22 protein-coding genes, 1 tRNA gene and 1 riboswitch are annotated in these 24801 nt (G+C 72.6%); of the genes, 17 read left to right on the top strand and 6 right to left on the bottom strand.

Translation table 11 applies throughout. The features are described 5' to 3' along the window. Positions 1-65: 65 nt before the first annotated feature. The gene (locus ACFU7Y_RS00745) at positions 66-1127 is read right to left on the bottom strand and encodes an iron-containing alcohol dehydrogenase family protein (protein WP_224281124.1); all 1062 of its coding nucleotides are present in this window, start codon (positions 1125-1127) and stop codon (positions 66-68) included. Then, entirely contained in the window at positions 1115-1870 is a 756-nt protein-coding gene (locus tag ACFU7Y_RS00740; protein ID WP_224281125.1) for a sugar phosphate nucleotidyltransferase, read from the bottom strand. The genes ACFU7Y_RS00745 and ACFU7Y_RS00740 overlap by 13 nt, the downstream gene beginning before the upstream one ends. A 533-nt stretch (positions 1871-2403) precedes the next feature. On the opposite strand from ACFU7Y_RS00740, the gene idi reads away from it, so the two are divergent. Beyond that, positions 2404-3054 (top strand): isopentenyl-diphosphate Delta-isomerase, encoded by a 651-nt coding sequence (gene idi, locus ACFU7Y_RS00735; protein WP_224281126.1) that lies wholly within the window; start codon positions 2404-2406, stop codon positions 3052-3054. Between the two features lie 9 nt (positions 3055-3063). On the opposite strand, the gene ACFU7Y_RS00730 is transcribed toward idi, so the two are convergent. Further along, positions 3064-3483, bottom strand: coding sequence for an ATP-binding protein (locus ACFU7Y_RS00730; RefSeq protein ID WP_224281127.1), 420 nt, complete (start codon positions 3481-3483; stop codon positions 3064-3066). A gap of 512 nt (positions 3484-3995) precedes the next feature. On the opposite strand from ACFU7Y_RS00730, the gene ACFU7Y_RS00725 reads away from it, so the two are divergent. The 4 genes from ACFU7Y_RS00725 to ACFU7Y_RS00710 all read left to right on the top strand — a co-directional run bounded on the left by ACFU7Y_RS00725 (position 3996) and on the right by ACFU7Y_RS00710 (position 8362). Continuing rightward, positions 3996-4080, top strand: a tRNA-Leu gene (locus ACFU7Y_RS00725). A gap of 316 nt (positions 4081-4396) precedes the next feature. Beyond that, positions 4397-6043 (top strand): APC family permease, encoded by a 1647-nt coding sequence (locus ACFU7Y_RS00720; protein WP_224281128.1) that lies wholly within the window; start codon positions 4397-4399, stop codon positions 6041-6043. Between the two features lie 240 nt (positions 6044-6283). Continuing rightward, on the top strand, positions 6284-6823 hold the full coding sequence (locus tag ACFU7Y_RS00715; protein WP_224281129.1) for a DUF6624 domain-containing protein: 540 nt from the start codon (positions 6284-6286) through the stop codon (positions 6821-6823). A gap of 111 nt (positions 6824-6934) precedes the next feature. Then, positions 6935-8362, top strand: coding sequence for an aldehyde dehydrogenase family protein (locus ACFU7Y_RS00710; RefSeq protein ID WP_380765803.1), 1428 nt, complete (start codon positions 6935-6937; stop codon positions 8360-8362). Between the two features lie 124 nt (positions 8363-8486). On the opposite strand, the gene ACFU7Y_RS00705 is transcribed toward ACFU7Y_RS00710, so the two are convergent. Next, the gene (locus ACFU7Y_RS00705; protein ID WP_224278390.1) at positions 8487-9944 is read right to left on the bottom strand and encodes a glycine hydroxymethyltransferase; all 1458 of its coding nucleotides are present in this window, start codon (positions 9942-9944) and stop codon (positions 8487-8489) included. Positions 9945-9963: 19 nt separating this feature from the next. Further along, a riboswitch (ZMP/ZTP riboswitch) is annotated at positions 9964-10061 on the bottom strand. Positions 10062-10365: 304 nt separating this feature from the next. On the opposite strand from ACFU7Y_RS00705, the gene ACFU7Y_RS00700 reads away from it, so the two are divergent. The 6 genes from ACFU7Y_RS00700 (at position 10366) to ACFU7Y_RS00675 (ending at position 17231) form a co-directional block, all read left to right on the top strand. Next, positions 10366-11343, top strand: coding sequence for an ABC transporter permease (locus tag ACFU7Y_RS00700; RefSeq protein WP_224278392.1), 978 nt, complete (start codon positions 10366-10368; stop codon positions 11341-11343). Between the two features lie 98 nt (positions 11344-11441). After that, entirely contained in the window at positions 11442-13199 is a 1758-nt protein-coding gene (locus tag ACFU7Y_RS00695) for an ABC transporter substrate-binding protein (protein WP_380765801.1), read from the top strand. Positions 13200-13296: 97 nt separating this feature from the next. Then, the gene (locus ACFU7Y_RS00690) at positions 13297-14289 is read left to right on the top strand and encodes an ABC transporter permease (protein WP_224278395.1); all 993 of its coding nucleotides are present in this window, start codon (positions 13297-13299) and stop codon (positions 14287-14289) included. A 71-nt stretch (positions 14290-14360) separates the two neighbouring features. Further along, positions 14361-16019, top strand: coding sequence for a dipeptide ABC transporter ATP-binding protein (locus ACFU7Y_RS00685; protein ID WP_380765799.1), 1659 nt, complete (start codon positions 14361-14363; stop codon positions 16017-16019). Positions 16020-16063: 44 nt separating this feature from the next. Next, a complete protein-coding gene (locus ACFU7Y_RS00680; protein ID WP_224278399.1) occupies positions 16064-16474 on the top strand; it encodes a cytidine deaminase in 411 nt (136 codons plus the stop codon). A 193-nt stretch (positions 16475-16667) separates the two neighbouring features. Next, positions 16668-17231 (top strand): EF-hand domain-containing protein, encoded by a 564-nt coding sequence (locus tag ACFU7Y_RS00675; protein ID WP_224278401.1) that lies wholly within the window; start codon positions 16668-16670, stop codon positions 17229-17231. A gap of 150 nt (positions 17232-17381) precedes the next feature. Here the strand turns inward: ACFU7Y_RS00675 and ACFU7Y_RS00670 are convergent, their stop codons facing one another. Continuing rightward, complete coding sequence (locus ACFU7Y_RS00670) at positions 17382-18458, bottom strand: EamA family transporter (RefSeq protein ID WP_380765797.1); 1077 nt, start codon at positions 18456-18458, stop codon at positions 17382-17384. Positions 18459-18589: 131 nt separating this feature from the next. Between ACFU7Y_RS00670 and ACFU7Y_RS00665 the strand changes: the two genes are divergently transcribed. The 6 genes from ACFU7Y_RS00665 to ACFU7Y_RS00640 all read left to right on the top strand — a co-directional run bounded on the left by ACFU7Y_RS00665 (position 18590) and on the right by ACFU7Y_RS00640 (position 23177). Beyond that, positions 18590-19027 carry a gamma-glutamylcyclotransferase family protein gene (locus ACFU7Y_RS00665; protein WP_224278405.1) on the top strand — a complete coding sequence of 146 codons (438 nt, stop codon included), beginning with the start codon at positions 18590-18592 and terminating at the stop codon, positions 19025-19027. A gap of 161 nt (positions 19028-19188) precedes the next feature. After that, positions 19189-20478 carry a precorrin-6y C5,15-methyltransferase (decarboxylating) subunit CbiE gene (cbiE, locus tag ACFU7Y_RS00660; protein ID WP_380765794.1) on the top strand — a complete coding sequence of 430 codons (1290 nt, stop codon included), beginning with the start codon at positions 19189-19191 and terminating at the stop codon, positions 20476-20478. Then, positions 20475-21236 (top strand): precorrin-4 C(11)-methyltransferase, encoded by a 762-nt coding sequence (gene cobM / locus ACFU7Y_RS00655; RefSeq protein ID WP_224278408.1) that lies wholly within the window; start codon positions 20475-20477, stop codon positions 21234-21236. Before cbiE ends, cobM begins: the two co-directional genes overlap by 4 nt. Continuing rightward, positions 21236-21973, top strand: a complete 738-nt coding sequence (locus ACFU7Y_RS00650; protein ID WP_380765792.1) for a cobalt-precorrin-6A reductase — start codon at positions 21236-21238, stop codon at positions 21971-21973. Before cobM ends, ACFU7Y_RS00650 begins: the two co-directional genes overlap by 1 nt. Positions 21974-22073: 100 nt before the next feature. Next, positions 22074-22577 (top strand): DinB family protein, encoded by a 504-nt coding sequence (locus ACFU7Y_RS00645; RefSeq protein WP_380765790.1) that lies wholly within the window; start codon positions 22074-22076, stop codon positions 22575-22577. A 93-nt stretch (positions 22578-22670) separates the two neighbouring features. Then, positions 22671-23177, top strand: a complete 507-nt coding sequence (locus ACFU7Y_RS00640; protein ID WP_224278414.1) for a protein-tyrosine phosphatase family protein — start codon at positions 22671-22673, stop codon at positions 23175-23177. A gap of 42 nt (positions 23178-23219) precedes the next feature. On the opposite strand, the gene ACFU7Y_RS00635 is transcribed toward ACFU7Y_RS00640, so the two are convergent. Then, the gene (locus ACFU7Y_RS00635; RefSeq protein WP_224278416.1) at positions 23220-24749 is read right to left on the bottom strand and encodes a UDP-N-acetylglucosamine 1-carboxyvinyltransferase; all 1530 of its coding nucleotides are present in this window, start codon (positions 24747-24749) and stop codon (positions 23220-23222) included. Positions 24750-24801: the final 52 nt, after the last annotated feature.

Raw genomic sequence — 24801 nt, 5'->3', positions numbered from 1 at the left:
GCTCCTCGATCGAGGGCCGGCGGGTCAGGTCCACCGGGGGCCGTTCGGCGCCCGCGGTGGAGGGGTCAGCTGTTGACGGCTTGGACATAGTCGGCGTACGCGTCCCTGATAGCGGAAGGGGAGAGGTCGAGGTGTTCGAGGATGGTGAAGCGCCCCGGGCGGGTGTTCGGAGCGTAGTGCACCGCCTCGGTGAACTCCGCCTCGGTGAAGCCGATCTGAGCGGCGGTCACCGGCAGTCCGTGGCTCGCCAGGCGCTCCACGATCAGACCGGTCAGCTCACGCTCGCCCCGCAGGAAGCTGGCGAAGGCGGCGCCGAGGCCGACCTGCTCGCCGTGCTGGGCGGACCGCTTGGGATACAGCACGTCCAGGGCATGCGAGATCTCGTGGCAGGCGCCCGACGAGGGCCGGGTGCTGCCCGCGATGTTCATCGCGATGCCGGACAGTACCAGGGCCTCGGCCAGCGCCGTCAGGAGGTCCTGGTCCTGAGTGCTTCCCGGGTGCCGCAGCAGGTTCTCGCCCGCCGAGCGGGCCATCGCCACGGCCAGCCCGTCCACCCGCTCGCCGGTCACCGCGTGCGACAGCTCCCAGTCCGCGCACGCGGAGATGTTGGAGACGACGTCCCCGATGCCGGCCGCCACGAAGCGCGGCGGCGCCTGCCGGATCACGTCCAGGTCGACGATGATGCCGATCGGGCTGGGCACCCCGTAGGAGCCCCGCCCCGCGTCGTTGTCGAGGGTGGAGACCGGCGAGCAGATGCCGTCGTGGGCCAGGTTGGTGGCGACCGCGACCAGCGGCAGGCCGACCCGGGCGGCAGCGTACTTGGCGGCGTCGATGATCTTGCCGCCGCCGAGGCCGACGATCGCGTCGTAGTGCCCGCCGCGCATCTCCTCGGCCAGCCGGACCGCGCTGTCCAGGGTGCCGTCGTCCACGTTGTACCAGTCGGCGCCGGGCAGGGCGGGCTCCAGGCGGCGGCGCATGGCCGCGCCGGAGCCGTTGCTGATCGCCACCGCGATCCGGCCCGAGGCCGACAGCCGCTGGTCCGCGAGGATGCCGCCGAGCGTGTCCAGCGCGCCCGGGCGGATCTCGACGAACAGCGGCGACGGGACCAGCCGGGTCAGTACTGGCACGCGATCTCCCGCGCCTTCGCCAGGTCGTCGTGGTTGTCGACCTCGACCCAGGAGACCTCGCCTATCGGCTGCACGTCGATCCGCAGGCCGCGGTTCACCATCTCCTGGTAGCCGTCCTCGTAGTACAGCTGCGGGTCGCGCTCGTAGGTGGCGCGCAGCGCGTCGGTCAGGTCGGCGGCGGCGGACGGGTTGATCACGGTGACGCCGATGTACTCGCCGGTCGCCTCGGCCGGCTCCATCAGCTTGGTGATGCGGCGCATGCCGGTGGCCGGGTCGACGACGACCTTCATCTCCTCGTCGGCGAGCTTCTTCACCGTGTCGAGGGCGAGCAGGATGCCCGGGGCGGTGCCCGCGTCGGTCAGTCGCCGGTTGCCCTCCAGCATGGTGCGCTGGACGGAGGCCGGGTGGACGGTGTCGCCGTTGGCGAGCAGCAGGCCCTCGGCGAACAGCTCGCGGGCGCACCACAGCGAGTAGGCGTTGTTCCACTCCTCGGCCTTGTCGTTCTCGACCAGGTGGAGCTTGACGCCGTACTTGCTCTCCAGGGCGTCCTTGCGGTCGTACACCGCCTCCTTGCGGTAGCCGACGACGATCGCGGCCTCGCGCAGTCCAACCTCGGCGAAGTTGCCGAGCGTGAGGTCCAGGACGGTCCGTTCCCCGTCGACCGGCACCAGCGCCTTGGGCAGGGTGTCGGTGTACGGGCGCAGCCGGCGGCCGGCGCCGGCTGCCAGAACGAGGCCGATCATGCGGGTCTCCTGATCCGTCGTGCTGTGCGCGGGGCCGTGCCGGAGGTCGACGGCGCCACCATTCACTCGGACCGGCGTTCGACCGGGCCGGGTGGCGGCGCGCCGGTGCCGGCACAGATCCGGGCACCGTGTCGTATGTGATGGTAGGCGACCAGGGCGACCGGCCAGCACGCACCCGGAGGCCCGGGGGCGGCGGGCGGGCGGCAGTCGGGGTGGCGGTGGAGCGGCCCGGGGGCCGCACCGCCTCCGCCCGGAGGGCGCCCCCGGCCGGTCGAACGGGCCCCGAACACACACCGAACGGTTCTGCGAATTCCGTGACCCTTGTGGGGGCTTCCCGGCCCCTTCTCTGCCCGGTTTCCGACTCCTCCGGGTCATGATCCGTCCGGTTGTGCGTGGGACCCCTGTCGAGTGCCACCCATACGGCAGACTGGAGCCCGACGTCGGCGCCGGTGCCCCGCTGTGTCCGCCACACTCCGCCCGGTGCGTCGGAGACACCCGATGCTCCCGTTGCTCCCGCTCCCGAAAGAGGCCCCATGCCCCAGAGTCTGCCGACCGACCCGACGCACTTCGCCGCCGAGATCGACACCGGTCTCCAGAAGACCGATGTGACGGCCGATCCCCGGGCCACCGGGTCCGCGCCCGCCGGAGCCGAGATCCTGCTGGAACTGGTCGACGACGAAGGCGTCACGATCGGCACCGGCGAGAAGCTCTGGGCCCACCAGCAGCCGGGCCGACTGCACCGGGCCTTCTCGGTCTTCCTGTTCGACCGCCAGGGCCGGCTGCTGCTCCAGCGCAGGGCCCTCGGCAAGTACCACTCCCCCGGCGTCTGGTCGAACACCTGCTGCGGCCACCCGTACCCGGACGAGCCGCCGTTCGTCGCCGCCGCCCGGCGCACCGCCGAGGAGCTGGGCGTCGCACCGGCACTGCTGTGCGAGGCGGGCACCGTCCGTTACGACCTGCCGGACGAGGCGTCCGGGCTGATCGAGCGGGAGTGGAACCACCTGTTCGTGGGACTGGTCACCGCGCCGGTCGAGCCGGACCCGGAGGAGGTGGACGACTTCGCCTTCGTGACCGCGCAGGAACTGCGGGAGCTGCGGGCGGAGCGGCCGTTCTCGGTCTGGTTCGAGACGGTCTTCGAGGCCGCGCTGCCGGGCATCCGGGAGATCGCCGGGCGGGACTGGTAGGCCGGCCGCTCAGCGGCCGGGCTCCGGAGGGACGGGCAGTGAGGCCCAGATGACCTTGCCGCCCTCCCCCGTGCGTTCGACGTCGCACACCCCGCCGGCCTGCAGGGTGACGCTCTTCACCAGCAGCAGGCCGCGCCCGCCGGTGCGCCCGGTGTCGTTCTCCAGCGCCTTCGGCCGGTACGGGTCGCCGTCCTCGACCGCCACCCGGACCGAGGCCCGGCCCACCGACAGCTCGGTGACCACCTCGGGCGACAGCTCGGCGGCGTGCGTCACCGCGTTGCTCACCAGCTCCGAGACGATCAGCAGCAGGTCGTCCACCAGCTCCTGGTAGCGCAGCCCGGTCATGCCCTGGGCCAGCAGGCGGTCGCGCACCGCGTGCCGGGTGAGCGGCACCGAGGCCTCGGCGGCGGGCACGGGAAAGCGCCACACGCCTTCGACGGGGCCTCCGGAGGCCGTGGTCCCGCCCGTCCCCTCCTCCCGCCTGCCGCGTCTCGGTTCGGCTTTCGCCGCTCCGCTGATCTGCTCCACGTCCAGCCGCCCTTCGTCCGCGACCCGGGAATCAGGCGATCCGCTTCATGGCGCCCTCGGTCCACAGAGGCTAGGAGAGCCGCCGCGGCGGCCGTGGCACCGTCGACAAGTTGCCCGTGTCGGACCGGTTCCGGCCGCAACCGACCGCAGGCGGTACCGGAGTCGACCGGTTCCTTCGCGGACACCACCGGTTCGGGCCGGATTCGAGCGCGTTCACAGGCCGTACCAACCTGTGCGGACGGGTGCGAGCGGGGTGGGGGCCGGATGCCGCAGCCCCACGGGCCCCGGAGCGGCCCGACCAGGATGTCCGGTGGCGCGGCCCCGAGGAAGCGCAGGTGAGAAGCACTCCAGAAGCCTGGTAATGTTCTCTCTGTCGCCGAGGGGGCGAGGAAAACCCCCGAAGCACACACCCCGTCCGGGTGGCGGAATGGCAGACGCGCTAGCTTGAGGTGCTAGTGCCCTTTATCGGGCGTGGGGGTTCAAGTCCCCCCTCGGACACAGCCTAAATTCCCCGTGGGAGCCGAAAGGCTCGCACGGGGAATTTCGCTTTTCCGAGCCGCCCTCTTTCCCCGGGCCGGCCCTGACCGCCATCCCGACCACCGCCCTTCCGGACGCTGCGGCGTCGGCCTCCTCACCGGTTCGTACCGAGCCGGAAGCCGGACACGAGATGGCAACAATCGGACGGTTTGAGCTTCCTCTGAGGTATTCGCCCGTTTTCGGACCATAGGCTGCTCTCCGTTTGTCCGAAATAGCGGCTCAAAATCGTAAAAACACCGACACCACCCGATGAACCACGAGCGAGAGGACCGATACGTTGAGTGAGCCTGAATCGTCGACGGCATCACACCAGAACTACCGCCGATCGCTCGGCACCATCAGCCTGACCGCGGTCGGACTGGGGTCGATCATCGGCTCCGGGTGGTTGTTCGGTGCCGAGCGGGCCGCCAAGCTCGCCGGCCCCGCCTCGATCCTCGCCTGGGTGATCGGTGCCGCGGTGGCGCTGACCATCGCGCTCACCTACAGCGAGCTGGGCTCGATGTTCCCCAAGGCCGGCGGCATGGTCCGGTACGGCCAGTACTCGCACGGGTCCCTGGCCGGCTACCTGGCCGCCTGGGCCAACTGGATCGCCATCGTCTCGGTCATCCCGGGTGAGGCCACCGCCTCCGTGCAGTACATGAGCTCCTGGCACTTCGGCTGGGCGCAGGGGTTGTACGACGGCAAGGAGCTGACCCTCAGCGGCGTGGCGCTCGCCAGCGTGCTGCTGGTCGTCTACTTCGTCCTCAACTGGTTCGCGATCACGCTGTTCGCCAAGACCAACACCGCGATCACCGTCTTCAAGGTCATCGTTCCGACGGTGACCGCCGGTGCGCTGCTCTTCGCGCACTTCGACTCGGCGCACTTCACCGACCACGGCGGCTTCGCGCCGAACGGCTGGAGCTCGGTGTTCACCGCCGTCGCGGTCTCCGGCATCGTCTGGGCCTTCAACGGCTTCCAGTCCCCGCTCAACCTGGCCGGCGAGGCCCGCAACCCCGGCAAGTCGCTGCCGAAGGCCGTCATCGGCTCGATCCTGATCGCCCTGGTGATCTACGTCGCGCTCCAGATCGCCTTCCTCGGCGCCATCCCGGGCAGCGACCTCGCCCAGGGCTGGAGCAACCTCTCCTACACCTCGCCGCTGGCCGACCTGGCCATCGCCTGGGGCCTCAACTGGCTGGCGATCCTGCTCTACGCGGACGCCTTCATCTCGCCGTCCGGCACCGGCATGATCTACGCCGCCACCACCTCGCGCATGATCCACGGCGTGCAGGAGAACGGCCACCTGCCGAAGGTCTTCGGCAAGGTCGACGCCAAGACCGGCATCCCGCGCCCGGCCCTGCTGCTCAACCTGGTGGTCGCCTTCCTGTTCCTCGCCGTCTTCCGCGGCTGGGGCTCGCTGGCCGAGATCGTCTCGGTCGCCACCGTGATCTCGTACATCACCGGCCCGGTCGCCGTGATGGCGCTGCGCCGTCTGGCCCCGGACCTGCCCCGGCCGGTCCGGCTGCGTGCCATGCCGGTGATCGCCCCGATCGCGATGGTGTTCGGCTCGCTGGTGCTCTACTGGGCCCGCTGGCCGCTCACCGGCAAGGTCATCCTGCTGATGGCCGCCGGTCTGCCGATCTGGGCCTGGTACGAGCTGCGCAAGCCGTTCGCCGAACTGAAGCCGCACCTGAAGGCGGGCGCCTGGATGGTCGCGTACCTGTTCGTGATGGCCGGCGTCTCCTGGGCGGGCAGCGCCGACTTCGGCGGGCACGGCTACCTGCCGGAGGGCTGGGACCTGCTGATCGTCGCCGCGATCGGGCTGGCGTTCTACCGCTGGGGCGTCGCCAGCGCCTGGGCCAACCCCTCGCTGGCCGCGGTCCGCCAGGAGATGGCGGAGGCCGAGGGCGCCGCGCCGGCCGACGCCTCGGAGCGCTCGCGGGTCTGAGGCGCGGACGAGCGGAGCTCATGAGCACACGGTGAAGGGCCGGTCGGAATCCTCCGACCGGCCCTTCGGCGTCCGTGGGGAGCGTGCGCGACGCGCTCCGTTCCCGGTGTGCATCCATTCTGCCGTGGCGGGCACCCCCGGGTCGCCGTCTTCGGGGATGATCTTCGTCGCGATTTCCGCGCCTAGCGTGGTGGCAGGCGGTCCTCGGCAGGAGGGCCCGGGCGCGAGGAGCGGATCGGCATGGCGCAAGCACGGCGGCAGGACGGCGGACCCGGATCGGCACCGGCCGCAGAGCTGAGCGGGGAACTGACCGGGATGATGGCCGAGGACGGCGCGGCCGCCCGGCTGGCGAACAGCCCCGACCTGGCCGAGCAGGCGGCCTGGCGGCGGCTCACCGCCCGGCACGGGGACCGGCTCGCGGAGATCATGGCGGCGCACGGCTGGCCGACCGAGCGCACCGTCGGCCCCGAGGCCGCCCGGGCGGCCTGGCTGGTGGCGCAGCACGCGGACCGGCAGCTCGATGTCCAGCGGCGGGCGGTGGCGCTGATGGGCGAGGCCGTCGCGCGGGGCGAGGCGAGCGCCCGCGACCTGGCCTTCCTCCAGGACCGGCTGGCGGTCAACGAGGGCCGGGAACAGCGCTACGGGACGCAGATCGGCGCGGTGGCGGACGGCCGCCCGGTGCCGTGGCCGTGCGAGGAGCCGGAGCGGCTGGACGAGCGACGCGCGGAGGTCGGCATCGAGCCGTTCGACGAGTACACCGCACGGTTCGCTCCGAGGTAACCGCCAGGTCCGCCGGTCCGGATTGACTCTTGCGCGCGGCCTCCCGCGCCGCATTGACTGACCTTCGACCAGCGCCGCTGGTCAAGGCCTGGGCGGATGAGAGGACGATCGGTGCGGCAGTACGCGGAGTACAGCGACCAGTACATCGACGGCGAGTGGCGGCCCTCCGGGGACACCGGGTCGATCACCGTGCTGAACCCGGCGACCGAGCAGGTGCTGGCCACGGTGCCGGCCGGCGGCGCGACCGACGTCGACGCGGCGGTGACGGCGGCCCGCCGGGCGGCCCGCGGCTGGGGCGCGACCACCCGCGAGGAGCGGCTGGCGCCGCTGACCCGGTTGCGGGACGGGATCGCCGCCGCGCAGACCGAGATCACCGAGACGGTCGTCGCCGAGCTGGGCTCCCCGGTCGGCTTCGCCGGGGCCGTGCACGCCGGGCTGCCGCTCGCCGTGGCGACCTCCTACCTGACCCTGCTCGCCGACCACCCCTTCGAGGAGCGGATCGGCAACTCGGTGGTGCACGCCGAACCGGCCGGAGTGGTCGCGGCGATCACACCGTGGAACTACCCGCTGCACCAGATCGTGGCCAAGGCCGTCCCGGCACTGGCGGCCGGCTGCCCGGTGGTCCTCAAGCCGGCCGAGGACACCCCGCTGGTGGCCCGGCTGTTCGCCCGGCTGGTGCACGAGGCCGGGTTCCCGGCGGGCGCCTTCAACCTGGTGACCGGCACCGGTGCGGTGGCGGGCGCGGCGCTCGTCGGGCACCGGGAGGTGGACGCGGTCTCGTTCACCGGCTCCACCGCCGTCGGCCGGCAGGTCGCCGAGACGGCCGGCCGGGGGCTGAAGCGGGTCTCCCTGGAGCTGGGCGGCAAGTCCGCCAACGTGGTGCTGCCGGGCGCCGATCTGGCCCGCGCGGTCAAGGCGAACGTCGCCAACGTCTTCGCCAACTCGGGCCAGACCTGCAGTGCGCTGACCCGGCTGCTGGTGCACGAGGACCAGTACGAGGAGGCGGTCGCCCGGGCCGAGGAGGTCGCCGCCCAGTACCGGCCGGGCGACCCGACCGACCCGCAGACCCGGATCGGCCCGCTGGTCAACGCCCGGCAGCTGGCCAGGGTGCGAGGCTACATCGACGGCGCGCTGGCCGAGGGCGCCCGGCTGGTCGTCGGCGGCTCGGAGCCGGTCGACGAGCTGCCCACCGGCTACTACGTCCGGCCGACCGTGCTCGCCGACGTGACCCCGGAGATGACGGTGGCCCAGGAGGAGGTCTTCGGCCCGGTCCTGGCGATCCTCCGCTACCGCGACGAGGACCACGCCGCCGAACTCGCCAACGGCACCCCGTACGGCCTGGCCGGCGGCGTCTGGGCCCGCGACACCGACACCGCCGCCGCCTTCGCCCGCCGCCTCGACACCGGCCAGGTGGACCTCAACGGCGGCCGCTTCAACCCGCTCGCGCCCTTCGGCGGCTACAAGAGCTCGGGCCTCGGCCGGGAGCTGGGCCGGCACGGGCTGGAGGAGTTCCTCCAGTACAAGTCGCTGCAGTACTAGCGGGGCCGGGCCGCGGACTGCCCGGGGCCGGGGCCGGGCCCGGGGCCGTCGAGCGGGGGTTCGACGGCCCCGGGTGGCTCCTCGTGCCGCCCGGAGCATGGCCCCGGCGGCTTCCGACCGGCCGTCAGACCAGATCGACGCCCGGGTAGAGCGGGTACGGGGCGAGCAGGTCGGCGGCGCGCTTGGCGGTGGCGTCGCGGAGGGCGGCGTCCAGGGTGTAGGCGGCCTTGGACGGGGAGCCGTTGGCGGCGGTGGTGGGGGTGGTGGCGCCCAGGACGGTGTGGATCAGGTCGGCGATCTCGTCCATCTCGGCGGTGCCGAGGCCGCGGGTGGTGAGGGCCGGGGTGCCGAGGCGGATGCCCGAGGTGTACCAGGCGCCGTTCGGGTCCTGCGGGACGGAGTTGCGGTTGGTGACGATGCCCGAGTCGAGCAGGGCCGCCTCGGCCTGGCGGCCGGTCAGGCCGTAGCCGGAGACGTCGGCGAGGACCAGGTGGTTGTCGGTGCCGCCGGTGACCAGCGTGCCGCCGCGGCGCAGCAGGCCCTCGGCGAGCGCCTGGGCGTTGGCGACGACGGCGTGGGCATAGGCCCGGAACTCGGGGCGGCGGGCCTCGGCGAGGGCGACCGCCTTGGCGGCCATGACGTGCGAGAGCGGGCCGCCGAGCACCAGCGGGCAGCCGCGGTCGACGTGTTCGGCCAGTTCGGACCGGCACAGCACCATGCCGCCGCGCGGGCCGCGCAGGGACTTGTGGGTGGTGGTGGTGACGATGTGGGCGTGCGGGACCGGGTCGTGGTCGCCGGTCAGCACCTTGCCCGCGACCAGGCCGGCGAAGTGCGCCATGTCGACCATGAGGGTCGCACCGACCTCGTCCGCGATCTCGCGCATCCTGCGGAAGTCCACCAGGCGCGGGTAGGCGGAGTAGCCGGCCACGATGATCAGCGGGCGGAACTCTCGGGCGGTCTCGCGCAGCGCGTCGTAGTCGATCAGACCGGTCGCCGGGTCGGTGCCGTAGCTGCGCTGCTCGAACATCTTGCCCGAGATGTTCGGCCGGAAGCCGTGGGTGAGGTGGCCGCCGGTGTCCAGGGACATGCCGAGCATCCGCTGGTTGCCGAGCTCCTGGCGCAGCTGCGCCCAGTCCTCCTCGGTGAGGTCGTTGACGTTGCGCACCGCGGCGCGCTCCAGGGCCGGGCTCTCGACCCGCTGGGAGAGGACGGCCCAGAAGGCGGTGAGGTTGGCGTCGATGCCGGAGTGCGGCTGGACGTAGGCGTGGTCGGCGCCGAACAGCTCGCGGGCGTGCTCGGCGGCGATGCTCTCGACGGTGTCGACGTTGCGGCAGCCCGCGTAGAAGCGGCGGCCGACGGTGCCCTCGGCGTACTTGTCGCTGAGCCAGTTGCCCATGGTGAGCAGGACGGCCGGGGAGGCGTAGTTCTCGCTGGCGATCAGCTTGAGCGAGGCGCGCTGATCGGCGAGCTCCCGGCCGATGGCCGCGGCGATCCTCGGTTCGACGCCGGCGACCACGTCGAGGGCGCTGCGGAAGGCGGTGTCGGCCGCGGCGGAGGCGGCGGTGTGGGGCTGCTGGGCCATGGCGGTCTCCTGGTGGGGATGCGGGGGCCCAGGCGCTCGGCAACGTGCACGTGAGGATTCACGAGGCCGCTTCCCGATGGTTGATTCCATCCCTACGCGCCAGTTGCGGCCCACCGGGATCGTATCAACACCGGAGAGACTGTGGCGGAGGTCTCAGAATGCGGAACAGACAGTCCGTTCTGTCACGGTATGCCCATTCCTTTGCAACGCCGGTGTTTCACCGAAATGAAGCCGCCACATTTCCCGAAACAGTTCGGCAGGAATTACCCGAACGTCAGCCGGAGGCGATTTGCGGAACCTCGGACGCATCCGATCCAATGGCGCTCGAACAGCCACCGGGAAACCCTCGGAGGCCGTACCGGAAATGCACACCAGCGCACCCTCATCCATGGGGCGGCGGAGAATTCGGGGGTTACGCCTCATGGCAGTGGTCGACACCGTCCCAGTGACCGGGGCCGGGCCCGCGCCCGCCGCCGGCCCCGGCCTGCTCCGCCGGATCCTGCGGGACCGGGTCGGCGCCGCCGCCCTGGCGGTGGTGGCGCTGTTCCTGCTGCTCGCCCTGGGCGCCCCGCTGGTCGCCGCGCTGTACGGGAAGAACCCGGTCGACCACTACGGCCAGAACATCCCCGGCCTGCTCAGCGACAGCGGCCTGCCGATGCTGCCGAACGGCGGGATCTCCGGCGACTTCTGGTTCGGCCTGGAGCCCGGCCTCGGCCGGGACGTGTTCACCCAGCTGCTGTACGGCGTCCGCACCTCGCTGCTGATCGCCTTCGCGGCCGCCGCGGTGACCACCACGCTGGGCGTGCTGGCCGGCGTCGCGGTCGGCTACCTCGGCGGGATCACGGACCGGTTGTTCGGATTCCTCGCGAATGTGCTGCTGGCCTTTCCCACACTGCTCCTACTGCTCGCGCTCAGTCCGGTGATCCAGTCCCGCCTGGTCGACCCGGGCTCCGCGGAACCGGAGTGGATGCAGTTCCTGGTGCTGATCCTGGTTTTCTCTGCGTTCGGCTGGATTCCGCTCGCGCTTTCCCTGCGGGCCACCGTCCGCTCGCTCAGGGAAAGGGATTTCGTGCAGTCCGCGCGGGCCCAGGGTGCGAGCCGCTTCCACGTCGTCGTCCACGAACTTCTGCCGAATGTGCGCTCGCAGCTTCTGGTGCACTCCACCATGGCGGTGCCGACCTTCGTCGCCTCCGAGGCCGCGCTGTCCTTCCTCGGCGTCGGCATCACCGAGCCGGTCCCGGACTGGGGGCGCATGATCGCGCGCGGCTCCGAGGTCTTCCAGGCCGACCCCACCTACATGGTGTTCCCCGGCGCGGCGCTGCTGCTGTTCGTCATCGCCTTCAACCTGCTCGGCGACGCCGTCCGGGACGCGCTGGACCCGCGCGCCGGCGCCCGCTGAGACCTTTCACGCTCCCCTCCCGTCCATCCCCCTCCATCTCCCATCCATCGACCCAAGCCCGTCCCGGCACGCTCCGCCGGGGCAAGGAGAGATTCGCCATGCGCTGGACCAGACCGTCCCTCGCCGTCATCGCCACCGCCCTGCTGGCGACCTCCTGCTCGGCCGGCGCGGGCAGCACCACCGGCTCCGGCGGCGCCGGGGCCTCCGCCAAGGAGACCTCCCCGCTGACCGCCGTGCTCGGCAGCGAGCAGGAGAGCGCCGGCCCGGCCCCGGCCGTCCCGGGCGCCCGTGCGGGCGGCACGGTGAACGTGTACAACAGCGTCGAGTTCCGCCACCTCGACCCGCAGAAGGTCTACGCGGGCGCCGCCTACAACGCCTCCCTGCTCTGGGGCCGCCAGCTGACCCAGTACCAGGTCGTGGACGGCAAGGCCAAGCTGGTCGGCGACCTGGCCACCGACACCGGCACCCCGGCCGACGGCGGCCGCACCTGGACGTACAAGCTCAAGCAGGGCGTCGCCTGGGAGGACGGTCAGCCGATCACCTCCCAGGACGTCAAGTACGGCATCGAGCGCACCTTCGGCAAGGGCTACGAGGTCGGCCCGCCGTACTGGCCGCAGTGGCTCACCGGCGAGGCCGGCTACGAGGCGGCGCGCGCCAAGTACGCGGGCCCGCAGGCAGGCGACCTGGACGCGATCGAGACGCCGGACGAGCGCACCATCGTCTTCCACTTCCCGCAGCCGCAGGCCGACGTCCCGTACATGGCCGCGCAGTCCTCCTCCTCACCGGTGCGCCGGGACAAGGACACCGGGACGGACTACGACCGCCTGCCGTTCGCGACCGGCCCGTACCGGATCGTCGAGCACGTCCAGAACACCCGCATGGTGCTGGAACGCAACCCCGCCTGGAAGCCCGAGACCGACCCGATCCGCAGCCAGTACCCGGAGAAGTTCGTCTTCACGTACGGCAAGGAGGCGCTCAACCTCAACCAGGAGATCCTCTCCGGGCGGGACGGCGGCGCCAACGCCACCACCGCGTCCGACACCCTCTCCGCCGAGCTGTACCAGACCACCGACACCGACCCGAAGGCCAAGGAGCTGGTGGTCTCCGGCCGGCAGGGCGCCTTCGTCACCCAGCTGATGGTCAACAACGAGCGGGTGCCGGACGTCGAGGTCCGCAAGGCGCTGCACCTGGCCTACCCGCGCCAGCAGGCCCGCCAGGTCCAGGGCGGCGCCCGGACCGGCGAACTGGCCACCACGCTCAGCTCGCCCGCGCTGATCGACTGGCAGAAGTACGACCTCTACCCGGCCAGGCCCGAGGGCGATCCGGAGGCCGCCAAGGCCGTGCTCGCCAAGGCCCAGCAGGCGCCGGGGAGCCTGACCTACGCGTACCGGAACACCCCGACGGGCCAGCGCGTGGCGCAGGTGCTGGTCGAGGGCTTCGGCAAGGCCGGGATCACCGTCGTGCCCAAGCCGGTCGACCCCAAGGCCTTCCTGGACGAGGTGCACCGCGCCGACTCCCCGTACGACCTGTTCGAGGAGACCAGCTCGGTCGACTGGCCGACCCCGTCCACCCTGATCCCGTTCTCCTTCGACGGCCGGGCCGGCAGCGACCTCAACTCCGCGCGCTACCGCAACCCGGAGGTCGACAAGGAGATCGACCGGATCAACCGGATCGGCGAGCCGCGCGCCAAGGCCCAGGAGCTGTACGCGCTGGAGCAGACCGTGATGAAGGACGTGCCGGTGCTGCCGTTCGCCTACCCGACGGTCAACCAGCTGCGCGGCAGCAACGTCGGCGGGGCGTTCGTCCACCCGATCTACGGGACCGTCTCGCTGGCCTGGCTGTACCTGAAGTCCTGAGCGCCGGGGCCCGCTCCCGCCGCCTGTTCGCGGGTGGCGGGGGCGGGCCCCCGGTGTCACCGCCCTGCCTCCCCGTCACGTCGACCCCGGATCGGCCATGCTCTCCTTCGTCCTGCGGCGGACCGCCCAGGCCCTCGCGGTCCTGGTCGCGGTCTCCGCCGCCGCCTTCGCCCTCTTCTACGCCGCGCCCGCCGACCCGGCCCGCGCCGCCTGCGGCCCGCGCTGCGACAGCGGACAGGTCGCGGCGGTGCGCCGGAGCATGGGCCTGGACCAGCCGCTGCTCACCCAGTACACCGACTACCTGGTCGGGGTCGTCGCCGGGCGGGACATCGGCGACGTGGACGGCTCGACCATCCGCTGCGACGCCCCCTGCCTCGGCTACTCCTATCGGCTCCACCAGCCGGTCAGCGAGGCGCTGGCCGACCACCTGCCGGTCACCCTCTCGCTGACCGCCGGGGCGCTCGCCGTCCTGCTGCTGTTCGGCCTCGGCACCGGGTTCGTCTCCGCGCTGCGGCACGGAGGGCGGACCGATCGGCTGCTGTCCGGCTTCACCCTGGTCGGCGCCAGCGTGCAGATCTACTTCCTCGGGTACGTCGCGCAGTGGCTGCTGGTGTACTCCACCGGGCTGCTGCCCCTGCCCTCCTACACCCCGCCGGCCGAGGACCTGGCCGCCTGGGCGGGCGGGATGCTGCTCCCCTGGCTCGTCCTCGGCTTCGTCAACTCGGCGGTGTTCGCCAGGCTTTCGCGCTCACAGCTCCTGGAGACGATGAACGAGGAGTACGTCCGCACGGCCCGCGGCAAGGGCCTGGGACGGCTGCGCGCCCACCTCAAGTACACCTCGCGCGGCGCCGCCGGGCCGCTGGTGCAGCTGATCGGGCTGGAGGCCGGGGTGCTGCTCGGCGGGGCCGTGATCACCGAGACGGTGTTCGGGCTGAACGGGGTCGGGCGGTTCGCCGCGGAGGCCGTCGCCGGGCAGGACCTGCCCGCCGTGGTCGGCGCAGTGCTGCTGGCCGCCTGCTTCATGGTGCTGTTCGTCGCGCTGGCCGACCTCGCGGTCGCCTGGCTCGACCCGCGTGTCCGGCTGAGCTGATGGGGAGTCCTTCGATGAAGTCCACTGTTCCGGGGACCGGTGCGAAGAGCGCTGATGCGAAGAGCACCGGTGTGAAGAGCGCTGAGCCGGTGCTGAGTGTCCGCGACCTGACCGTCACCTTCGCCGACCCGCGCGGTGGCGCGCCGGTGACCGCCGTCCGGGGCCTCTCCTTCGACCTCGCGCCCGGTGAAGTCCTGGGCCTGGTCGGCGAGTCGGGCTCCGGCAAGTCGACCGTCGGGCTCGCCGTCCTCGGACTGCACGACCCGCGCACCGCCACCGTCACCGGCTCGATCCGGCTGGGCGGGCAGGAGTTGGTCGGCGCCGAGGAGTCCGCGCTGCGCGGGGTGCGCGGCGGACGTGCCGCGCTGGTCTTCCAGGACGCGCTCACCTCGCTCAGCCCCTTCCACGGCGTGGGCGCCCAGCTCGCCGAGATGTACCGGCTGCACCACCCGGGTGCGGGCCGGGCCGAGGCGGGCCGGCGGGCGGCCGAGATGCTCGACCGGGTCGGCATCCCGGCGGCCCGGACGCGCGACTACCCGCACCAGTTCTCCGGCGGCATGCGCCAGCGCGTGATGATCGCGATGGCGCTGATGAACGACCCGCGACTGCTCATCGCGGACGAGCCGACCACCGCCCTGGACGCCCGCGTCCAGCGGCAGGTCCTCGACCTGCTCGGCGAGTTGCAGCGCGAGCACGGGACGGCTGTGCTGCTGGTCAGCCACGACCTGGGCGTGGTCGCCGGGACGACGGACCGCACGCTGGTGCTCCGCGGCGGGATCGGGATCGAGTCCGCGCCGACGGCCGAACTGCTGGCCGCCCCGCGCGAGCCGTACACCCGGGCGCTGGTGGGCGCTGCGCTCCGGCTGGACTCGGTACCGGGCACCGCCCTGCCGACGGTCGACGAGCCGGCGCCGTCGCGGACGTTCCGGCCGCGGACCGTCGGGCGTCCCGAGCGGTGGCTGGTCGAGGTGGACGACCTGTCCGTGCACTTCCCCGGGCGCCGGCGCCTCCCCGGCCTGCGGGCCGAACCGGTCCGGGCGGTCGAGGGCGTCGGTCTGCGGATCGCGCCCGGCGAGACGCTCGGGCTGGTCGGCGAGTCCGGCTCCGGCAAGTCCACCACCTCGCGGGTCCTGGCCGGCCTGCAACGGCCCACCGGCGGAAGGGTGCTGTACGACGGACAGGACGCCACCCGGCCGGACCGGGAGCTGCGGAAGCGGCTCAGCCGGGAGATCCAGCTGGTCTTCCAGGACCCGTACGCCTCGCTCAACCCGCGCCGGACCGTCGCCCAGACCCTGGACACCCCGCTGCGCCTGCACACCGCGCTGGGCCCGGCCGGACGTCGGGAGCGCTCGGTGGAGCTGCTGGAGCAGGTGGGACTGGAGGCCGGGCATCTGGACCGCTACCCGCACGAGTTCTCCGGCGGCCAGCGCCAGCGGATCGGCATCGCCCGGGCGCTGGCCCCGCAGCCGCGCCTGATCATCGCCGACGAGCCGGTCTCCGCGCTCGACGTGTCGGTGCAGGCCCAAGTGCTCAACCTGCTGATGCAGCTGCGCGAACGGCTCGGCGTCGCGTTCCTGTTCGTCTCCCACGACCTCGCCGTGGTGCGGCACTTCTGCGACCGGGTGGCGGTGATGCACCGGGGCCGGCTGGTCGAGTCCACCGACCGGGACCGGCTGTTCGCGGCTCCGCACACCGAGTACACGAGGGAGCTGCTGGCGGCGGCGCACTGAGATGATCGAGGCCCGTCGGACACGATCAAAGAGGTGCAACAACGATGTCCACCAGCGACCGGGCAACCGTGGATGAGGAGCTCGTGGAGGCGGCCCTGGAGGTCGCGCGGCGGTACGCGCGGGGTGACAACCACACCGTGGCGGCAGCCGGGCGCAATGCCGACGGGCGGATCGTCACCGCGCTGAACGCCTACCACTTCACCGGCGGGCCGTGCGCGGAACTGGTACTCATCGGCGCGGCGGCCGGCCAGGGGGCGTACGAACTCACCACGGTGGTGGCCGTGGGTGACCGGGAACGCGGGGTGATCCCGCCGTGCGGGCGGTGCCGACAGGTGCTGCTGGACTACTTCCCCGAGGCGGGCGTCATCGTCCGGCGGGGGCCGGAGCTGCAGACCGTACCGGTGTCGGCCCTGCTGCCGGGGGCGTACGTCTGGGCCGATCACCAGGAGGACTGAACGGGGGCTCGGCGGGCGGCTCAGCGGGGGGGATCCGCGGATGACTCGGCGGGCGGCCCGGCGGGCGGTGCGGGAGTGAACCAGCAGGTCGTCCGACGTTCGTTCGGCTGCGCCGGTCCGGCTCAAGGCGCTAGCGTGCAGGCGATGTGACGTAGGAGACCCGGGCAAGGAATCACCAATCGAGGGGGCACATTTGTCAGACGACCTGCTCATCGCAAAGATCAACCACGGCTTCGATCACCTCGACGCCGACGGCGACGGCCTGCTGACCGAGCGGGATCACGTCCTGATGGGCCTCTCGGTGGCCCGCTCGCTCGGTCACCAGGAGGGCTCCGAGGCGGAGGCCGTGATCGTCCGCGCCTACCTGACGACCTGGCACGACCTGCACCTCGCCCGGCTGCCCGCCGGCACCCAGGCGATCACCCGTGAGCAGTTCGTCACCTCGACCGGCTCGCTCGCCGACGACCCGCAGGCCGCGCGCGACATCCTCGGCGCGCTCGCCGAGGCCTTCCTCGCCGTCGCGGACGCCGACCGCAGCGGGACGGTGGACGCCGGCGAGTTCTTCGTCTTCCAGCGCGGCCACTTCGCAGGCCTCTCCCGCGACGACGCCGACGAGGCCTTCCGCCACCTCGACACCGACGGCGACGGTGTGCTCTCCGCGGCCGAGTTCACCGACGCCATCATCGAGTTCTGGACCAGCCGCGACCCGGACGCGCCCGGCAACTGGTGGACGGGCAAGCCGCCGCGCACCTTCTGAGCCGCACGTCCGGCGGCCCGAAGTGGGGATCGTCCCGATCAGGCGGCCGGGACGATCCCCTCGACGATGGTGTCGACCAGCGCCGCGAGGCCGTCGACGGCCACCCCCTCGGGCAGGGTGCGGGCCGGCTGCTGCCCGGGAACCTCGTGCTCACCTACGGGCGGACGGCCCCTTCGTCGGACGGGCCGGACTCCCGGCACGCGACGGGCGGCCCGGACGCCGGCTGACGCTCACCACCAGGCAGACACCCGCCACCACGATCGCACCGCCCGCGAGGGTCGGGCCGGTCAGCGGCTCGGCCAGGATCAGCCAGCCCAGCAGCACCGCGACCACCGGGTTCACGTACGCGTAGGTGGCCACCAGGGTGAGCGGGGCGGAGCGCAGCAGCCAGGCGTACGCGGTGAAGGCGAGCAGCGAGCCGAACAGCACCAGGTAGGCGAGGGCCAGCCAGGACCGACCGGAGATCGTCCCGAGGTCCAGCCCGTGCTGTTCACCGCGGCCCAGTCCGACCAGCAGGTTGCCGAGGCCGCCGGCCAGCATCTGGTAGGCGCTCGCGGCGAGCACGTTGCCCGGCATCGGGATCTTCTTGCTCACGAAGGAGCCGGTCGCCCAGAGCAGGGTGGCGCCGATGATCAGGATCACACCGGCCGGCTCGATCGACCCGCTGATCGCCGGGGCCGACAGGACGCCGAGGCCGACCAGTCCGAGGAGCACCCCGGCCAGCTCGGCCGCCCTCGGGCGCTCCCCGCCGAACGCCGTCAGCACCACCATCCACAGCGGGACCGCGGCCACCAGCAGGGCGGCCAGGCCCGAGGGGACGGAGGTCTCGCCCAGGACCACCATGCCGTTGCCGCCGGTCAGCAGCAGCACGCCGACCAGGGCGGAGGAGGCCAGCTGCCGCCCGGTCACCTTCAGGCCGGCCGGGCCCTGGCGCACCAGGAGGTAGCCGGCCAGCAGCAGGCCGGCGGTGATGAAACGGGCGGCGGCGGAGAGGAAGGAGGGCATCGTCTCCACGGCGACCCTGATCGCCAGGTAGGTCGAGCCCCAGACGATGTAGACCACGAGGAGGGCCAGCCAGACCGCGCCGCCGAGGCGGGGGGCGGGGCCGGCGTCGGCGAGCGGGGGCGGGGGCGGGGTGGGGATTGTCCTGGCCTTGGCGGCGGCAGGGGTGTCAGGAGCTGAGCCGGGGGTCGGGGCCGGTTGGGAGGGCGAAGCGGACGATGTCATGTGTGTCCCCCTTGGACGGTGCTGGCCGAACATCCGACATGACAGCGCATGAACGGCCCGGTGCGCCAGTCGGTATCAGAAATCGGGCACAGGACGTACCGTGGGCGCTCCCCGACAAGGAGGTCGAACCCGTGTCCACGCCCGAGGAGGCACTGCCGTTCTTCGTGTACGGCACCCTGCGCAGCGGCGGCCGCAATCATGCCGTCCACCTGGCCGGGCGTTGCACCGACATCCGACCGGCGGTCCTGGAGGGCGCCGCGCTGCACGAGGGCCCCGGCTTCCCGTACGCGGTGCCGGATCCGGCTCCCGGGTGCCGGATCCTGGGCGAGCTCGTCACCGTACGCCCGGGCGCGTACGCCGGAGCCCTGGAGGCTCTGGACCGGCTGGAGGGCTGCCGGGCGGACGGGACCGGGCTGTACGTGCGGCGGCGGACGACGGTGCGGACGGCGACGGGCGAGCTGCGTGCGGCCTGGGTCTACCTCGCCGGGCCGAGGGCCGAGGCGCGGCTGCGGGAGCAGCCGGCACTGATCGAGTCGGGGGACTGGGGGCGGGTGACGGGTGACAGGTAACGGCGAACAGAGTCTGAAATCTGTTATCTGAAATCTGTCATCTGTCCGTTGTCATCCGTCACCCCGAGATCCGGCGCCGAGGCGCCCGCATACCGCCAGGTAGGCTGCCCCGGCCAGCAGGATCGCTGGGATCGCAGGATCGAACGACGAGGAGCCACCCGGTGCCCGAGCTGCCACCCCCGATCACCGTCGTCGGGATCGGGGCCGACGGATGGCCCGGTCTCGCCGCCGGCTCCCGGGCCGTGCTGCGGGAGGCCGAGGTCGTCGTCGGCGGCCCCCGCCAGCTGGACCTGCTCCCCCGCGACGAGGTCACCGCCGAGCGCATCCCCTGGCCGTCCCCGCTGCGCCCCGCCGCCCCCGGGCTGCTCGCCGCCCAGGCCGGCCGCCGCGTCGCCGTCCTGGCCAGCGGCGACCCGATGTTCCACGGCATCGGCCGCACCCTCGCCGAGACCGTCGGCGCCGAGCGTCTGCGCATCCTGCCGCACCCCTCGTCCGTCTCCTACGCCTGTGCCCGGCTCGGCTGGCCGCTGGAGGCCACCGAGGTGGTCAGCCTGGTCGGCCGGCCGCTGGACACCCTCTCCCCCGCCCTCCACCCCGGCCGCCGCCTGCTGGTGCTCAGCGCCGACGCCGCCACCCCTGCCGCCGTCGCGGAGCTGCTCACCGCCCGCGGTTACGGCACCGCCCGACTGCGGGTGCTCGAACAGCTCGGCGCCCCCGCCGAACGCCACCTGGACGGCCCCGCCGACGGCTGGCCGCACCCGCCGGGCGACCCACTGAACGTCATCGCCGTCGACCTCGGCGACGGCCCCCGCACCTCCCTCGTCCCCGGCCTGCCCGACGCCGCGTACGAGAGCGACGGCCAGCTCACCAAGCGCCACGTCCGCGCCGCGACCCTCGCCACGCTGGCCCCCTCCCCCGGCGAACTGCTCTGGGACGTCGGCGGCGGCTCCGGGTCGATCGCCATCGAGTGGCTGCGCGCCCACCGCGACTGCCAGGCCGTCAGCATCGAACGCGACCCGGCCCGGGCCGAGCGGATCACCCGCAACGCCGCCGAACTCGGTGTGCCCCGACTCCGCGTGGTGACCGGCCCCGCCCCCGCCGCGTTCGCCGAACTCCCCACCCCCGACGCCGTGTTCATCGGCGGCGGCCTCACCGCGCCCGGCCTGCTGGACGGTTGCTGGGCCGCGCTGCGCCCGGGCGGCCGGATCGTCGCCAACACCGTGACGCTGGAGTCCGAGGCGCTGCTCACCGAGTGGTACCGGCGCCACGGCGGGGAACTCGTCAAACTCGCGGTCGCCCACGCCGTCCCGGTGGGCGGCTTCACCGGGTGGCGCCAGGCCATGCCGGTCACCCAGTGGTCCGCCGTCAAGCCCGAGCCCGACGTCCTCAAGCCCGAAACCCCCGAGCCCGAAACCCCCGAACCCGCCACCCGCCAGGAGAACGCCTCGTGACCGTCCACTTCATCGGAGCCGGCCCGGGCGCCGCCGACCTGATCACCCTGCGCGGCCAGCGCATCCTGGCCCGCGCCGAGGTCTGCCTGTACGCGGGCAGCCTGGTCCCGCGCGAGCTGCTGGACGAGTGCCCGCCCGGCGCCCGCCTGATCGACACCGCGCAGCTCAACCTGGACCAGATCACCGCCGAACTGGTCACCGCACACGAGGCCGGCCAGGACGTGGCCCGGCTGCACTCCGGCGACCCGTCCGTCTTCTCCGCCGTCGCCGAGCAGATGCGCCGCCTGGACGCGGCCGGCGTGCCGTACGAGGTGGTCCCCGGCGTGCCCGCCTTCGCCGCCGCCGCGGCCGCGCTGAAGCGGGAGCTGACCGTCCCGACCGTCGGCCAGACCGTCATCCTCACCCGGATCGCCAAGCGCGCCACCCCGATGCCCGAGGGCGAGGACCTCGCCACCCTCGGCCGCAGCGGCGCCCTGCTGGTGCTGCACCTGGCCGCCGGCTACGTGGACGACGTGGTCGAGCAGCTGCTCCCGCACTACGGCGCCGACTGCCCGGCCGCCGTGGTCGCGATGGCCAGCCGCCCCGACGAGCTGGTGCTGCGCGGCACCGTCGGCGACATCGCCGAGCAGGTCAAGGCCGCGGGCGTGGTCCGCACCGCCGTCATCATCGTCGGCCGCACGCTGGCCGCCGAGCAGTTCCGCGACAGCCACCTCTACTCGGCGGACCGCGAGCGCCCGCACGAGCCGTGCGGGGCGTGATGAGGCACCTGCTCATCCTCGGCGGGACCACCGAAGGACGGGCGCTGGCCGCCGAACTCGCCCCGACCGCGCACCGGGTCACCAGCTCGCTGGCCGGCCGGGTCGCCCAACCCCGGCTGCCCGCCGGGGAGGTGCGGATCGGCGGCTTCGGCGGAGCGGAGGGACTGGCCGACTGGCTTCGCGCGGAGCGCGTGGACGCGGTGGTGGACGCCACCCACCCGTTCGCCGCCGGCATCTCGCAGAACGCCGCCCTCGCGGCCGCCGCCACCGGCGTTCCCCTGCTGGTGCTGCGCCGCCCCGGCTTCACCCGCGTCGACGGGGACCACTGGCTCCCCGTCCCCTCGCTCGCCGCGGCGGCCGACCTGCTGCCCCGGCGCGGGGAGCGGGTCTTCCTCACCATCGGACGGCAGGGCATCGCCGCCTTCGCCCACCTGGACGGCGTCCACTTCCTGGCCCGTTCGGTGGACCCGCCCGAGCCCCCGGTGCCGCCCTCGTTCGAAGTCCTGCTGGACCGCGGCCCGTTCACGGTCCACGGCGAGGAGGCGCTGCTGCGCAAGCACGACATCGACGTCCTGGTCACCAAGGACAGCGGCGGCGCCGCGACCGCTCCGAAGCTGACGGCCGCCCGGGGACTCCGCCTGCCGGTCATCATCGTGGAGCGCCCGCCGGTACCGGAGGGCGTGCCGGTCACACCCGACGTCCCGGGCGCACTGCGCTGGCTGGAGCAACTGCGGTAGGAGGCCCGGCGACTACGACTGCCCACCGCGCTCGTGGTGACCGCTCGCCGCCCCGGGGAAAAGGCGGGCGGGCCCGCCGGATGACGGGCAGGATGGTCCGATGAGCGATGATCAGCGCACCCGGACGCCCCGTACCGCCGACGAACGCACCACTCTGGCAGGCTTCCTGGACCACCAGCGCGACACCCTCGCGATGAAGTGCGCGGGCCTCACCACGGAACAGCTCCGCACCCACGTGCTGGAACCCTCCGGGCTCTCCCTGCTCGGGCTGGTCCGCCACCTCGCCGAGGTGGAGCGCAGCTGGTTCCGCAACGTCCTCAACGGCGAGGGCGCACACGGCTTCTGGGCACACCCCGACGGCTCCTTCGCCGAGTTCGACGTCGACACCGCCGACCCCGACGAGGCCTTCACGATCTGGCGCAGCGAGTGCGACCACGCCAGGGAACTCGTGGCCGCCGCGGAGTCGTTGGACGTCCTGGGCCACTACGGCGACGAGGTCTTCTCGCTGCGCTGGATCCTCACCCACATGATCGAGGAGTACGCGCGCCACAACGGCCACGCCGACCTCCTCCGCGAGCACCTCGACGGCACCACCGGCGTGTAGCACCGGAGGGCACCGGACAGCGCAGGACAGCGCAGGACAGCGCAGGACGGACAGCGCCGGGCCCCGATGTCACAGACAGGGAGCGAGCAGGACGTGCGGACCCGTCAGAAGGAACGCCAGACCCCCGGGCCGTCCGAGCCCTGGAACGAGATCGTCACCGGGCTCCGGATGGGCGGGCACTACTTCACCCCGCCCGGCGGCGAGCTTGAACTCGCGATCGTACGAGCCGAGTTCGACCTGGTGGTCAGCCTCTTCACGCTCCCCGGGCACGGCCCGGCACCGGGGGTGGAGCACATCGTCCGGGAGGTGCCCGACGACCCGCTCTCCCCCGGTCAACTGCTCGCCGTCCAGGAGGCGGCCGAGCTCACCGCGGCCGCTGTCCGGCGGGGCCGGCGGACGCTGGTGCGCTGCCACTCGGGCTACAACCGCTCGGGCCTGGTGGTGGCGCAGGCGCTGGTCGGCCTCGGGCACGAGAGCGGCGAGGCGGTCCGACTGGTCCGGCAGCGGCGCTCGCCCTGGGCACTGAACAACCCGGTGTTCGTGGACTACCTGAACACCGGGCTGGAGGTTGCCGTGCTACTGACCGGCCTCAACGGGTGAGGCCGGCCAGTCGCGTGACGGTCAGTCATACATGATTGTCCGTCAGATGTCGCGGAAGGTCTCGATCTGGGCGCCGATGGAGTTGAGGCGCTCGGCGAGGTCCTCGTAGCCGCGGTTGATGACGTAGACGTTGCGCAGGACGGAGGTGCCCTGGGCGGCGAGCATGGCGAGCAGGATGACCACGGCGGGGCGCAGGGCCGGCGGGCACATCATCTCGGCGGCGCGCCACCGGGTGGGGCCCTGGACCAGCACACGGTGCGGGTCGAGGAGCTTGACGTCGGCGCCGAGGCGGGTCAGCTCGGTCAGGTAGATCGCGCGGTTGTCGTACACCCAGTCGTGGATCATCGTGGTGCCGTGCGCGGCCGCGGCGATGGCGGCGAAGAACGGTACGTTGTCGATGTTGATGCCGGGGAACGGCATCGGGTGGATGGTGTCGATCGGCGCGGTCAGCTTGGAGGGGCGCACGGTGAGGTCGACCAGCCGGGTGTGGCCGTTGTGGGCCCGGTACTCGGGGGTGCGGTCGTAGTCGAGGCCCATGCCCTCCAGCACCGCGAGCTCGATCTCCAGGAACTCGATCGGCACCCGGCGGATGGTCAGCTCGGAGGAGGTGACGACGGCGGCGGCCAGCAGGCTCATCGCCTCCACCGGGTCCTCGGCCGGGGTGTAGTCGACGTCACAGGTGATCTCCGGGACGCCGTGCACGGTGAGGGTGGTGGTGCCGATGCCCTCGATCCTGACACCCAGCTTCTCCAGGAAGAAGCAGAGGTCCTGGACCATGTAGTTGGGCGAGGCGTTGCGGATGACGCTGACGCCGTCGTGCCGCGCGGCGGCCAGCAGGGCGTTCTCGGTGACGGTGTCCCCGCGCTCGGTCAGCACGATCGGGCGGTCCAGCGGGACGCCCGGCTCGACCGAGGCGTGGTAGGCGCCGCCGGTGGTGGCGACCTCCAGGCCGAAGCGGCGCAGCGCGGTCAGGTGCGGCTGCACGGTGCGGGTGCCGAGGTCACAGCCGCCCGCGTACGGGATGGCGAAGTGCTGGGCGCGGTGCATCAGCGGGCCGAGGAACATCAGCACGCTGCGGGTGCGGCGGGCCGCCTCGACGTCCATCGCCGCGAGGTCCAGCTCGGCGGGCGGGGTGAGTTCGAGGTCGCGGCCCTCGTTGATCCAGCGGCTCTTGACACCGATGCTGGTGAGCACCTCAAGGATGCGGTAGACCTCTTCGATCCGGGCGACGCTGCGGATCGTGGTGCGGCCGGTGGTCAGCAGCGAGGCGCAGAGGATCGCCACGCAGGCGTTCTTGCTGCTGCGCACGTCGATCGCGCCGGAGAGCCGGGTACCGCCGGCGACGCGCAGGTGCATCGGGCCGGAGTAGCCGAGGGAGACGATCTCGCTGTCGAGGGCTTCGCCGATGCGGGCGATCATCTCAAGGCTGACGTTCTGCTTGCCCTGTTCGATGCGGTTGACCGCGCTCTGGCTGGTTCCGAGGGCCTCTCCGAGCTGCGCCTGGGACCAGCCGCGGTGCTGGCGCGCGGTACGGATGAGGGTGCCGATACGGGTGAGGTAGTCGCCTGTCACTCGCCAGACGATATCTCATGGTTGAGATGGCGACAGAACCAGGGGCCCTGCT

Source organism: Kitasatospora sp. NPDC057542 (assembly GCF_042801945.1).
Taxonomy (GTDB): domain Bacteria; phylum Actinomycetota; class Actinomycetes; order Streptomycetales; family Streptomycetaceae; genus Kitasatospora.
This window is presented reverse-complemented; position numbering and strand designations above follow the sequence as displayed.